10 protein-coding genes and 1 pseudogene are annotated in these 12,772 nt (G+C 62.0%); 2 read left to right on the top strand and 9 right to left on the bottom strand.

Going from position 1 to position 12,772, the window contains the following annotated elements:
- Positions 1-165 precede the first annotated feature (165 nt).
- The 9 genes and pseudogenes from F8N66_RS32255 to gap all read right to left on the bottom strand — a co-directional run bounded on the left by F8N66_RS32255 (position 166) and on the right by gap (position 9,712).
- Complete coding sequence (locus F8N66_RS32255; protein ID WP_412070756.1) at positions 166-921, bottom strand: methyl-accepting chemotaxis protein; 756 nt, start codon at positions 919-921, stop codon at positions 166-168.
- A 102-nt stretch (positions 922-1,023) separates the two neighbouring features.
- Positions 1,024-2,304 (bottom strand): annotated as a pseudogene (locus F8N66_RS32260) (HAMP domain-containing protein); the annotation flags it as partial.
- A gap of 200 nt (positions 2,305-2,504) precedes the next feature.
- Complete coding sequence (locus tag F8N66_RS23110) at positions 2,505-2,894, bottom strand: YbaN family protein (protein WP_150772371.1); 390 nt, start codon at positions 2,892-2,894, stop codon at positions 2,505-2,507.
- 143 nt (positions 2,895-3,037) lie between these two features.
- Positions 3,038-3,637: a biliverdin-producing heme oxygenase gene (locus tag F8N66_RS23120; RefSeq protein WP_150772373.1), complete on the bottom strand. Its 600-nt coding sequence runs from the start codon at positions 3,635-3,637 to the stop codon at positions 3,038-3,040.
- 113 nt (positions 3,638-3,750) lie between these two features.
- Positions 3,751-6,315 carry a TonB-dependent receptor gene (locus F8N66_RS23125; RefSeq protein WP_150772374.1) on the bottom strand — a complete coding sequence of 855 codons (2,565 nt, stop codon included), beginning with the start codon at positions 6,313-6,315 and terminating at the stop codon, positions 3,751-3,753.
- A 124-nt stretch (positions 6,316-6,439) separates the two neighbouring features.
- A complete protein-coding gene (locus tag F8N66_RS23130) occupies positions 6,440-7,405 on the bottom strand; it encodes a FecR family protein (RefSeq protein WP_150772375.1) in 966 nt (321 codons plus the stop codon).
- Between the two features lie 101 nt (positions 7,406-7,506).
- A complete protein-coding gene (locus tag F8N66_RS23135; protein WP_150772376.1) occupies positions 7,507-8,025 on the bottom strand; it encodes an RNA polymerase sigma factor in 519 nt (172 codons plus the stop codon).
- Between the two features lie 77 nt (positions 8,026-8,102).
- A complete protein-coding gene (locus F8N66_RS23140) occupies positions 8,103-8,567 on the bottom strand; it encodes a methylglyoxal synthase (protein ID WP_150772377.1) in 465 nt (154 codons plus the stop codon).
- 143 nt (positions 8,568-8,710) lie between these two features.
- Positions 8,711-9,712, bottom strand: a complete 1,002-nt coding sequence (gap, locus tag F8N66_RS23145; RefSeq protein WP_150772378.1) for a type I glyceraldehyde-3-phosphate dehydrogenase — start codon at positions 9,710-9,712, stop codon at positions 8,711-8,713.
- Between the two features lie 220 nt (positions 9,713-9,932).
- Here gap and edd point away from each other — a divergent pair, with 220 nt between their 5' ends.
- Complete coding sequence (gene edd, locus F8N66_RS23150; RefSeq protein ID WP_150772379.1) at positions 9,933-11,759, top strand: phosphogluconate dehydratase; 1,827 nt, start codon at positions 9,933-9,935, stop codon at positions 11,757-11,759.
- Positions 11,756-12,715: a glucokinase gene (locus F8N66_RS23155; RefSeq protein WP_150772380.1), complete on the top strand. Its 960-nt coding sequence runs from the start codon at positions 11,756-11,758 to the stop codon at positions 12,713-12,715. The genes edd and F8N66_RS23155 overlap by 4 nt, the downstream gene beginning before the upstream one ends.
- The last annotated feature ends 57 nt before the right edge of the window (positions 12,716-12,772 follow it).

Genomic DNA, 12,772 nt, shown 5'->3' on the forward strand with positions numbered 1-12,772 from the left:
TCCGGAACGAGAGCCCGAGCATAGAACAAAAAACCAGTTGGCTTGATGAAAACCTTGTGGGAGCGGGCTTGCTCGCGAAGTCGATGGGTCACTCCCCTGATTGGTTGAATGACACACCGCTTTCGCGAGCAAGCCCGCTCCCACATTGGGTTAGTGTCGGGTGGGCTACACCCGGAACTGGTCCATCAGTTTCATCTGGTGGGTGGTCAGGTGGTTGAGCTGGCTGCTGATCTGCGCCGATTCGGTGGCTTGTCCGGTCAGGGTTTCAGTCACGGAGCGGATCGCCGAGACGTTGCGGTTGACCTCTTCGGCCACCGCGCTTTGCTGTTCGGCGGCGCTGGCGATTTGCAGGTTCATGTCGCTGATCACGGTGACCGCGTCACTGATTTTGCTCAGGGCCTGGACCGCTTGCTGGATCTGCCCGGCATTGCTGTGGGCCTGGGTCTGGCTCGAATGCATGGTGGCGACCACGCCGCGAGTGCCACTCTGGATGCGTTCGATCACCAGGCGAATTTCCTCTACCGAATCCTGGGTACGCTTGGCCAGGTTGCGCACCTCATCGGCGACCACCGCAAAGCCGCGACCGCTTTCCCCGGCGCGGGCGGCCTCGATTGCCGCATTCAGTGCCAGCAGGTTGGTTTGTTCGGCGATGCTGCGGATCACCTCCAGCACCGAGCCGATCTGCTCGCTGTTCACCGCCAGCGCTTCGACTTCAGTCACGGCCTTGCTGACCTCGTCGGCCAGCTGATTGATGTCGCGGGTGCTGCGCTCGATGATCTGCATGCCATCACGGGCCGACTGGTCGGCGCCCTTGGCGGCACTGGCTGCGTTCGACGCACTGTTGGCGACATCGTGGGCGGTGGCGCTCATTTCGTTGGAGGCGGTGGCGACCTGGTCGATTTCGCGGAACTGCACCTGCATGCCTTCGCTGGTCTGGCGGGCGATTTCCGAAGACTGGTCGGCGGTGCCGCGGGCGTCAGTGATGCTCTGCTTGATCTGCGCGATGGTCGGTTGCAGCTTGTCGAGAAAGCGGTTGAACCAGCTGACCAGCTCGCCCAGTTCATCTTTCTTGCTGTAGTGCAGGCGTTGGGTCAGGTCGCCGTCGCCGCTGGCAATTGCCTTGAGCATCTGGGCCACGCTGTTGATCGGCCGGGTGACGCCCGAGGCGGTGAGCCAGATCAGCAACAGGCCGATCAGCCCGGCAATGATTGCAACGACCACGGCCTTGATCGTGCCGGTTTGCTGGGCATCGTCGAGCACCTCTTGCAGTTTCACCGAATCGGCCAGCAGCACTTGCTTGGGCAAATCGATCACCACGCCCCAGGGCTTGGAGTCATTGATCGGGCTGACCGGGTAGACCGCGCGGATCAGGTCACCCTGTTCGAGAATTTTCGGTGCGCCCGCGCCGAGTAACTGCAGGACGTCCTTGCCGACCGCGCCCAGCGTGTCGCCGATGCTCTTGCCCACTTTTGCCGGATCGATGCTGTAAGCCGCCATCACCCCGGTACCTGAGACGATCAGCATGTGGCCCGCGCTGTTGAACAGCTCGCGCTGGGAGTCGACCGCCGCCGCTTGCAGGGCATCGAGGGCGATGTCGATACCGACCACGCCAATGGCCTTGCCTTCCACCAGCAGCGGCACGGAAATGCTGGTCATCAACACGTCCTTGCCGCCGACGGTATCGGCATAAGGGTCGAGCAGGCAGGTGCGCTTGCTGTCCCGAGGGCAGGTGTACCAGACGTTGTAGGGCGTGCCGCTGAGGTTCAGGGTGGTTTTGGTCATGTCCTCTTCGACCATGATCGTGTTCAGCGCTTCACCCCCGGCACGGCTCCAGTAGGTCGCGAAGCGGCCGATCTCGTTCGACTGGCGGGCGGCGTCACCGACGAACTCGCTGTCCTTGCCATCCAGGCCGTTGGGTTCGAAAGCCAGCCAGATGCCCAGCACTTTAGCGTTGCGTTCAAAGGCGGTTTTCAGGCTCTGGTTCAACTCTTCGCGCAGGGCGCCGGGCTCAAGCGAACGCTTGGCGGCCATGTTGCGCATGTCCTTGATCTGATCCGCCAGGGCGGTCACCACGGTCAGGGTTTCACCAAACGTCTTCTGCACCCGCACCGCTTGTTCGGCGGCCTTGGCCTGGAGCAGGTTCTGCACACTGGAAGTGAGCATTCGGCTGCTGGAATCGCTGACCAGTTCATCGTTCTGATTGGTCTGGTAGAAGTTCATGGTCACGATCAGCGCGACCACGCCTAACAGGCACAGACCGGAGAGCAGGACAGTTTTCAGGCGGATGGACAGTGAGTCGAACATAGGGCGAACTCGCGAATGGATGAGTGTTGGCGGTGAGTCGGGCTCGACTCGATACGCCAAGTCCTTTCAGCGTCATTCATGGCGCATCGGCGTGGGGAGAGGGTTGCATGAGGGGTGATCCGACGAACGGTAGTTGTTGAACGTTTGCGCGGTAAAATGTGCCGAAAAGCGATAAAAAACAGGAAAAATCGCGGGAAGGATCAGGAGGGCTGGGGCGAAGATTCCGGCCGCGACCAGATCCACAGGTTTCCCAGCCCCATCCCGGCAATCGCCAGGTAGATAGGCCAACCGTGGTCGAGCATCACCAGCATCAGCGTGGCGCACAACAGCATGCTCGCGGTGGCACTGACCTTGGCCCGGCGCGCGATGATCTTGCCGTTGCGCCAGTTGCTCAGGATTGGTCCGAACAACCGGTGATTTTCCAGCCACGCACTCAAGCGCGGCGAACTGCGGGTGGCAGCCCAGGCGGCGAGCAGGATGAACTCGGTGGTCGGCAGGCCAGGAATGACGATGGCGATGAGGCCGATGCCCAGGCTGATGTAGGCCAGCAGGCCAAAGAGAAGGCGGGTGAGTTTGGAGGTGGCAGGCATTTTGAGGCTTGATCGGAATCCAGCGGCTGACTCGGTCCCTTGTGGGAGCGGGCTTGCTCGCGAATGCGGTGTGTCAGGTACATCAATGTTGGCTGACACTCCGCTTTCGCGAGCAAGCCCGCTCCCACAGGGGGTGTGTTTCCTCAGACGAGTTCTGGGGTGTAAGCCTGCTCCAGCAACACCGTGAAGTGGTTGAAGGCATCGATGGCGCCTTTGTCCAGTTCGGCTTCTTCCTCGGCGCTGAGCTCCAGCTCATCGAGGGTCTTGACGAAGGTTTTCCAGCCTTGCGCGCGGCCACCGGCGGGTTCGCCCAGGTGACGGGCGCCGAAGGTTTCGCTCAGGCCTAGTCCCACGGCACGCTTGATCAGGAATGCCGCACCCAGCTTCGAACCTTCGGAGACGAAGAGCCAGCCCAATGCCTCGGCTTTGCTTGGGTTGTTCACCGCTCCCGTAACCGGCGCCGGTACGTCGGTGTCCAGGTCTGCGAGGTCAGCCTTGGCGGCCTCGGCACGGCAACGTGCAGGCAGGTCCGGGACAATGGCGGTCAGTTCGGTATCGTTGTACAGCGCGACCAGTTCCGACTGGAACAGGTACTGCGCCACGACGAAACGGGCGAAATTGGCCTGGGTTTCGAACGGTGCGTGGGCTTTGACCAGGGCGTCGAGCTTGCTATGGGGTTCGTGGGTGATCTGGTTCAGGCGTTGCGAGCGCAAGGCCGGGCGTTGGGCTGTGTCCTGAGTCATGGGAAATCCTTGAGAAAGTGAAGTGCCTGGTAACAAGACGAATGAGCTGACGCATGACAGTAAAAATTCCTCGTTGCGCGGCGTGCATCAAGTCGCGCACGAGGTGGGCTGAATCAGATATCCCAAACCAGATTGATCGCGAAGTTACGGCCCGGCTGGGTCAGGCGATCGAGGTTGGCCGGTTGGGTCACCGAGGCTTCGCCGACGCTGTCGTAGCCGCGCACATCGTCCCACTGCCAGTATTTTTTGTTGGTCAGGTTGTACAGGCCGGCATTGACCGTTACGTCGTCGGTGACCTTGTAGAACCCGGCCAGGTCGAGCACGCCAAAGCCAGGGGTCTTGAACTGGGTGCTGGTGCCGTCCGGCGTGTTGAAGCTGGTGCTGTCTACCCGGGTCTGGCGCTTGACCAGCGTCCAGCTGAGCAGGGCGCCGTATTGCTCCTGGTCATAACCCAGGCCGAACACGCCGGTCAGCGGGTTGATGCTGTTCAGCGGTTGGCCGCTGTCGTCATTGCGACCGTACAGGTAGGACACCGAACCCTGGGTGTACAGGCCGTTTGGCGCGCCGAAGGTATCCAGGTTCAGGCGGCCCTTGAGCTCCACGCCCTTGATGGTGGCGTGCTTGATGTTGTTGCTCTGGAACGTGGTCTCGTCGTAACCGGGGGTGATGGCGTTCTCGTCGATGAAGTCGCGATATTTGTTGTAGAACACCGCGACATCGAAAGTGCCCGCCTCGAACCGGCCGCGCAGGCCCGTTTCATAGCTCTTGCTCTTTTCCGGTTCCAGGTCGGGGTTCGGCGCGACCTGATAGCCTCCGGCCACGTTTTCGAAGCGACCATACAGGGCCTTGGCGGTCGGCGTGCGGAAGCCTTCGGCGTATTGGCCATACCAGGTGTAGTTGTCGTTGAAGCTGTAGGTGGTGCCGAATTTTGGCGACAGGCGATGCCAGGTCTTGGTGTCATCGTTGACTTCACCGTTGCCACTCTGGTCGGCGGTGGCGAGGAACTCGTCCGTCAGGTGTGGCTTGAGTTGGGTGTAGTCGTAGCGCAGGCCCGGCACGAAGGTCCAGTCGTTCCAGGCGATCTGGTCCTGGGCGAACACGCTGTAGGTGTGGACGGTCGGGTCCGGGAAGTCGCTGGCCGGGGTCAGGGTATCGGTAGGGCTGACAGCGCCGATGACGCGGCAAGCGCCGGCCACGGTCAGGCAGGTGCCGGTACCCGTGCGAAGGCCGGTGACCTTGTCTTGCTTGAGGGTGGTGCCGTAGGTCACGAGGTGCTCGGTGTCGGCAATGGCAAAGGCCTTGTCAGCCTGGGCATCGAACACCCATTGACGGTCCTTGTAGGTGGTATCACGGTTACGCAGCACCGTTCGTGCGGGGGGCGCGTAGATTTCCTGGGTGAATTGGTCGGTCTTGGCGATCTGATAGTTCAGCGACCATTTGATGTTGTCGGCCAAGGCGCTATCCAGACTGAAATTGTGCTCCAGCCCGAAGCGCTCACGGGTGATGGTATCGTTGCCGGTACGTGATTTGTAATAACCGAAACCGCGCCCGGCGTTGAACGGCCCGCCCACGGCGCTCAACTGATTGGTGTCGCGGTCGTCCTTGTAGTGCTCGTAGGTCAATCCGAAACGCGCGTCGTCGGCGTAGTCCCAGCCCAGTTTGGCCAGGACATTGGTGGTGCGCACGTCCTCGGGGTTGGCTTCGGTGCGGTTCAGGCCGGTGCCGCCGGTTTCGCCGTAGGATTCGGTTTCATGCCCGTTACGCTGGCTCAGGTGCAGCAGGCCGTCGAAGTCACCGGTGCGACCCGCCACGGTGCCGGAGGTCAGCCAGCTGTCATCGGCGGAGCTGTAGCCGGTCTTCAAGCGTGCGCCGACGTCCTGGCCTGGCTTGATGATGTCGTCCGGATCGAGCGTGTAGTAGCTGACAGCGCCCCCGATGGCATTGCTGCCGTACAGCACCGACGCCGGACCGCGCAGGATTTCCACGCGCTTGACGATTTCCGGGTCGACATAATTACGGTTGGTCTGGGCATACGGACCGTTGAAGAAGCCGTCGGGCACTTGAACGCCGTCGACCTGGGTCAGCACGCGGTCACCGTCGATGCCGCGGATGTTGTAGCCGGAAAGGCCAGCGCGGGTGCCGGCACCCCCCACCGAAACCCCCGGCTCGTAGCGCACCAGATCCTTGATGTTGTTGACGTTGTTGCGGTCGAGGTCTTCGCGGGTTTGAACGGTGACGGTGCTGGGCACGCTGCTCACGTCCTGTTCCTGGCGGGTGGCGCTGATGGTCAGCTGTTCAAGGTTGAGGGCCCCGGCGATGGTGCGCCGCTCCAGCACGATGTTGTTGTTGCCCAGCTTGCGATAGCTCAGGTTGGTCCCCACCAACAGGCGATCCAGGGCTTTTTCCGGCGGTAGCGAGCCGCGTGCACCCGGTGAAGAAACGCCTTGCGCCAGTTCTGCCGGCAAGCCCACCTGCCAGCCTGTCACGGCGGTAAAGGCATTGAGTGCCGAGACCAGCGATTGCGGCGCGATGGCGAACGAGTAATCCCCCATGTTGCGGCTGGGCTGCTCGGCCGTGGCGGCCATGAGCGGCGCGGTGCCGGCCATCAGGATGGCGGCGGTCAGCAGCGACAGCACGCGGGAGGGGGAAGAGGACTGGCGGGTAAGGCGAGAGGACATCGATAGCGCTCCGTGTCGCACGAATCTTTATAGGTGCTGATTGGCACTCAGAGAGATGCGAATCAATTGCATTGGCTATAACGAGACGTACGAGGTTTGCCTATCGAGTAAAAATAATTCTCATTCAGTTAATGATGACCAGCGCCGGGAATTCCTTGAGCCGTGCCGAAGTGATGTGGGCCAGCGAGCGGACCACGTCCAGCGGCTGGTCGAGACGGTAATTGCCGGTAACGGCCACATCCGCCAGCTGCTCGTTGTTGTTGATGATCCAGCCCGGATAGTAACGGCCAAGCTCCGCCAGCACCTGGCTCAGCGGGCAGTTCTCGAACACCAGCCGACCCTGCACCCAGGCCAGGTCGGTGGCGGCATCGAGCCTGGCCGGGCGGTCGAAACCGTTGGGGCCGATGCGGATGCTTTCCCCGGCGGTCAGGCGAACCCGCGCGTCGTCGCGGGTGGCGCGCAGGTCGACATCCCCGCGTTGCACCCGAACCTGGGCCACGCCATCCAGGTAACGCACGGCGAATGCCGTATCGCGAACGCTGGCGGTGACGGGGCCGGCATCAATCTCCAGCGCTTGGCCGTGGTGAGGCTGCACCTCGAAAAACGCTTCGCCCTGATACAGGCGAGCCACGCGCTGCTGGTCATTGATGGTGCTGGAAAATGCCGAGTTGGTGTTGAGCAGGACTTTCGAACCGTCCTCCAGTTGCAGGCGCTGGCGTTCACCGACCACGGTCAGGTGATCGGCCTGCAAGCGCATGGGCAGATTGCTGAAACTGAACAGGCCGAGGATCAGCACGGCGGCGGTGGCCAAAGGCTTCCAGTGCGGGCGCAGGCGCGACAGCACCGTGACCTTGGCTGGCTTCGACGCCAGGCTCTGCGCGCACTGCGTGACTTGCGGACCGTTCCAGATCGCTTGGGCCCTGGCAAACGCTTCGGCATGCGCCGGGTCGGCCGCGAGCCATTGGTGGAACTGGCGAGTCTGTTCTTCGCTCGGGCTGTCCAGCACGATCAGCCAGTCCAGGGCCTGGTCCATCGCGTCTGCAGTAGCCTGCGCCGGTGAGGGCGAAGGGGAGCGGTGGGTGTCCGTCACGGTGTTTCCTCGGCGTGTCTGTGCACGGCTGTTTTTTTAGTGAAGCGCAAAAGAGGGGCAAGGGTAGTCCTGATGAACAAAGCCGTCGAGCCGTGGGCGACTCAGTGGCCGTTCAGCCGGTCGGCGACCCCAACGCAAATGCTCATGATCAGCTTCAGCTCTTTCTGCACGGTGCTGAGCGAGACGCCGAGCTTTTCCGCGATCTCCAGATAGCTGTGCCCGTGCAGGCGGCTGAGGATGAAAATCTGTTGCTGGCGGGCGCTGAGTTGACTGAGGCGCACGTTCAGGCGTTCAAGCAATTGTTCGGCATGGGCGGCATCCTCGGCACTGCTGGCGGGGGCGGCGACGCTTTCCACCACATCCAGCGGCACGTCGTCGACCATGGTGCGCGAGTGGATGCGCCGCGCGCGCAAATGGTCCAGCGCCAGGTTGCGGGCGGTCTGGAAAACAAAGGGTTCGAGGTGATCGATGGTCCGCTCGCCGAGCGCACGGGTGACGCGCAGGTAGGTCTCCTGCAGGAGGTCTTCGGCGGTGCTGTGATTGTTGACCATCCGCTCCAGCGTGCGCAGCAGAGAGAGGCGCTGGGTGATGAAAACGTCGTTGAAGCGCGATTGACTCACGGGAGGACCTGATCCATTTCGAGCGAATGATAATGCTTATCATCCACTCGAGTGGTCAAGTATTGATTTGTGAAGGTTTACGCACGGCCCTGCAGGTACGTCGCGTAATCCGGGATCCGGTGCGCATGCGCCTGGTCCATCAGCGGGCTGCTGAGCAGGTAGTCGGCGCTGCATTCATTGCACGCCACCGGAATGTTCCAGACCGCCGCGACCCGCAGCAACGCCTTGATGTCCGGGTCGTGTGGCTGCGGTTCGAACGGGTCCCAGAAGAACACCAGCATGTCGACCCGTTGCTCGGCGATGCGCGCACCGAGCTGTTGGTCGCCGCCCAGCGGGCCGCTGATCATGCTCTCCACGGGCAAGTCGAGACGTTGTTGCAATAACAACCCCGTGGTGCCGGTGGCCACCAGTTCATGTTGCGCGAGCCGGTCTTTCTGCCGCTCGGCCCAGTCCAGCAAAAACACTTTGCAGTGGTCATGGGCGACCAGGGCGATGCGCTTGCGCGCGGCCATGGTTTTTTGGGTGAAGGTAATTCCGATCATCGATGACGCTCCGGAAATGGCACGCACCTTGTAGGAGCGAGCCCTGCTCGCGATGAGCTGTCAGACACCGCGGGGCATCAGGTTCCCTGCGTTATCGTTGACGACCATCGCGAGCAGGGCTCGCTCCTACAGGTAGGGGGGGCTTATTCAGCGTTACACAGCGCCAGGCAGTTATCGAGCATGCGGTTGGAGAAGCCCCATTCGTTGTCGTACCAGGCCAGCACCTTGAGCAGCTTGCCGCTGGATTTGGTGTGGTTGGCGTCGAAGATCGACGACAGCGGGTTGTGATTGAAGTCGCTGGAGACCAGCGGCAGGGTGTTGTAGCCGAGGATCCTGGAGTGCAGGCTGGCCTGCTTGAGCAGTTCGTTGACTTCATCGGCCGACGCTTCGCGCTTGAGCTGTACGGTCAGGTCCACCAGCGACACGTTGATCACCGGCACGCGCACCGCCATGCCGGTCAGTTTGCCCGCCAGTTCCGGCAGCACCAGGCCGACGGCTTCAGCGGCGCCGGTCTTGCTCGGGATCATGTTCTGGGTGGCGGAACGGGCGCGGTACGGGTCGGTGTGATAGACGTCGGTCAGGTTCTGGTCGTTGGTGTAGGCGTGGATGGTGGTCATCAGGCCGCTTTCGATGCCCAGCTCGCGGTGCAGCACCTGGGCCACCGGGGCCAGGCAGTTGGTGGTGCACGAGGCGTTGGAAATAATCTGGTGCGACTGGCGCAGAATGTCGTGGTTGACGCCATACACCACGGTGGCGTCGGCGCCCTTGGCCGGGGCCGAGATGATCACTTTGCGGGCGCCGGCCGTAATATGCGCGGCGGCTTTGGCGCGGTCGGTGAACAGACCGGTGCATTCGAATACCACATCAATCTTTTCCGCAGCCCAGGGCAGGTCGGCCGGGTTGCGAATGGCGCTGACCGCGATACGGTCGCCGTTGACGGTCAGGCTTTCCTGATCGTGCTGGACATCGGCGTCGAACGTGCCGTGAACAGTGTCGTACTTGAGCAAGTGCGCATTGATCGCGCTGTCGCCCAGGTCATTGATGGCGACGATCTGCAAATCCTGACGATAGCCTTGGGTATAGAGTGCGCGAAGGACGTTACGGCCAATGCGGCCAAAACCATTGATTGCTATTCGAAGAGTCATTTATCAGCGCCGCCGTCGTTTTGTTGTTGGAATTACAAGATTATTCGCAAAAAAATAGAAAACAAGCCTTTTTAATGGCAATATTTTGTTCAATCTACAACGAGTGACCTGAATCAACTGGTCCAAATGGTCAACAAAGCCGTCTGTCATCCCATCGACATCGGCTTGTGATCAGCATAGACAATCAGGTCGCCACATCCGTTAGCCTGGAGTTCTACACATGCATCCCCGCGTCCTTGAGGTCACCGAACGGCTTATCGCCCGCAGTCGCGCCACGCGTGAGGCTTACCTTGCACTGATTCGCGGTGCGGCCAGCGACGGTCCGATGCGCGGCAAGCTGCAATGCGCCAACTTCGCCCATGGCGTGGCCGGTTGCGGCAGCGATGACAAGAACAGCCTGCGGATGATGAACTCCGCCAACATTGCGATTGTTTCGTCATATAACGACATGCTCTCGGCGCACCAGCCGTACGAAGTCTTCCCGGAGCTGATCAAAAAGGCCCTGCGTGAAATCGGCTCCGTCGGCCAGTTCGCCGGTGGCACGCCGGCCATGTGCGATGGCGTGACCCAGGGCGAGCCGGGCATGGAGCTGAGCCTGCCGAGCCGCGAAGTGATCGCGCTGTCCACTGCCGTGGCGCTGTCCCACAACATGTTCGATGGCGCGTTGATGCTCGGCATCTGCGACAAGATCGTGCCGGGCCTGATGATGGGGGCGTTGCGCTTCGGTCACCTGCCGATGATCTTCGTGCCGGGCGGGCCGATGGTGTCGGGCATTTCCAACAAGCAGAAAGCCGATGTGCGCCAGCGCTATGCCGAAGGCAAGGCCAGCCGCGAAGAGCTGCTGGAGTCGGAAATGAACTCCTACCACAGCCCGGGCACCTGCACCTTCTACGGCACCGCCAATACCAACCAGTTGCTGATGGAAGTCATGGGCCTGCACTTGCCGGGCGCCTCCTTCGTCAACCCGAACACGCCGTTGCGCGATGCCCTGACCCGCGAAGCGGCGCATCAGGTGACACGACTGACCAAGCAGAATGGCAACTTCATGCCGATCGGCGAAATCGTCGACGAGCGTTCGATCGTCAACTCAATCGTCGCGCTCAACGCCACCGGCGGCTCGACCAACCACACCCTGCACATGCCGGCCATCGCCATGGCGGCGGGTATTCAGTTGACCTGGCAGGACATGGCCGACCTCTCCGAGGTGGTGCCGACCCTGAGCCACGTCTACCCGAACGGCAAAGCCGACATCAACCACTTCCAGGCGGCGGGCGGCATGTCGTTCCTGATCCGCGAACTGCTGGAAGCCGGGTTGCTCCACGAAAACGTCAACACCGTGCTGGGTCACGGCCTGAGCCGCTACACCCAGGAGCCGTTCCTCGACAATGGCGAGCTGGTCTGGCGCGAAGGCGTAACTGAAAGCCTCGACGAAACCATCCTGCGCCCGGTCGCCCGCGCGTTTTCGCCAGAGGGCGGCTTGCGGGTGATGGAAGGCAACCTCGGTCGCGGGGTGATGAAGGTCTCGGCCGTTGCCCTGGAAAACCAGATCGTCGAAGCACCGGCCATGGTGTTCCAGGATCAGCAGGACCTGGCCGATGCGTTCAAGGCCGGTTTGCTGGAAAAAGATTTTGTCGCGGTGATGCGCTTCCAGGGCCCGCGCTCCAACGGCATGCCGGAGCTGCACAAAATGACGCCGTTCCTCGGCGTGCTGCAGGATCGCGGCTTCAAAGTCGCCCTGGTGACCGACGGGCGCATGTCCGGCGCGTCGGGGAAAATCCCGGCGGCCATTCACGTCAGCCCCGAAGCTTATGTGGGTGGCGCTTTGGCGCGGGTGCAAGAGGGCGATATCATCCGCGTCGATGGCGTCAAAGGCACTTTGGAGATCAAGGTGGACGCCGAGGAATTCGCAGCGCGCACGCCGGCCAAGGGCCTGTTGGGTAACAACATCGGCACCGGTCGCGAGCTGTTCGGTTTCATGCGCATGGCCTTCAGCTCGGCGGAGCAGGGCGCCAGCGCCTTTACTTCTGCCCTGGAGACGCTTAATTGAAACTGGCTTTGGTCGGTGACATCGGTGGGACCAACGCACGGTTCGCGTTGTGGAAAAACCAGCAGCTGGAATCGGTCCAGGTGCTGGCGACGGCCGACCATGCCAGCCCGGAAGAGGCGATCAGCCTCTACCTGAGCGGGCTGGGCCTGGCGCCGGGTTCGATCGGTTCGGTGTGCCTGTCGGTGGCCGGTCCCGTGAGCGGTGATGAGTTCAAGTTCACCAACAACCACTGGCGCCTCAGTCGCAAGGGCTTCTGTCAGACCTTGCAGGTCGAGCAACTGTTGCTGGTCAACGACTTCTCGGCGATGGCCCTGGGCATGACCCGTTTGCAGCCGGGCGAATTCCGCGTGGTCTGCGAAGGCACGCCGGAGCCGTTGCGCCCGGCGGTGGTGATCGGCCCCGGCACCGGATTGGGCGTCGGCACCTTGCTCAATCTCGGCGAAGGGCGTTTTGCCGCGTTGCCGGGTGAGGGCGGTCACGTCGATTTGCCGCTGAGCAGCCCGCGTGAGACTCAACTGTGGCAGCACATCTTCAATGAGATCGGCCATGTCAGCGCCGAAACCGCGTTGAGCGGCGGCGGTTTGCCGCGTGTCTATCGGGCGATCTGTGCGGTCGATGGACACGAACCCGTACTCGATACCCCGGAAGCCATCACCGCCGCCGGCTTGGCGGGCGATCCGATTGCCCTGGAAGTGCTCGAACAATTCTGCTGCTGGCTCGGTCGCGTGGCCGGCAACAACGTGCTGACCACCGGTGGGCGCGGTGGCGTCTACATCGTCGGCGGCGTGATCCCGCGCTTCGCCGATTTCTTCCTCGACAGCGGCTTCGCCCGATGCTTTGCCGACAAGGGTTGCATGAGCGATTACTTCAAGGGGATACCGGTGTGGCTGGTGACCGCGCCGTATTCGGGGCTGGTTGGAGCGGGTGTGGCGCTGGAACAATCAATCCCCGCGTGAAATGCGATCAAAATGTAGGAGTGAGCCTGCTCGCGATGACGGTGTGTCAGTCAACAG

This window comes from Pseudomonas fluorescens, from assembly GCF_902498195.1.
GTDB lineage: Bacteria > Pseudomonadota > Gammaproteobacteria > Pseudomonadales > Pseudomonadaceae > Aquipseudomonas > Aquipseudomonas fluorescens_BU.

Bases quoted from the DNA above. Each gene is read 5' to 3' on its own strand.
- gap (WP_150772378.1), bottom strand. From the start codon at position 9,712: ATGACTCTTCGAATAGCAATCAATGGTTTTGGCCGCATTGGCCGTAAC.
- F8N66_RS23140 (WP_150772377.1), bottom strand. From the start codon at position 8,567: ATGATCGGAATTACCTTCACCCAAAAAACCATGGCCGCGCGCAAGCGC.
- F8N66_RS23110 (WP_150772371.1), bottom strand. From the start codon at position 2,894: ATGCCTGCCACCTCCAAACTCACCCGCCTTCTCTTTGGCCTGCTGGCC.
- F8N66_RS23120 (WP_150772373.1), bottom strand. From the start codon at position 3,637: ATGACTCAGGACACAGCCCAACGCCCGGCCTTGCGCTCGCAACGCCTG.
- edd (WP_150772379.1), top strand. From the start codon at position 9,933: ATGCATCCCCGCGTCCTTGAGGTCACCGAACGGCTTATCGCCCGCAGT.
- F8N66_RS32255 (WP_412070756.1), bottom strand. From the start codon at position 921: ATGCAGGTGCAGTTCCGCGAAATCGACCAGGTCGCCACCGCCTCCAAC.
- F8N66_RS23125 (WP_150772374.1), bottom strand. From the start codon at position 6,315: ATGTCCTCTCGCCTTACCCGCCAGTCCTCTTCCCCCTCCCGCGTGCTG.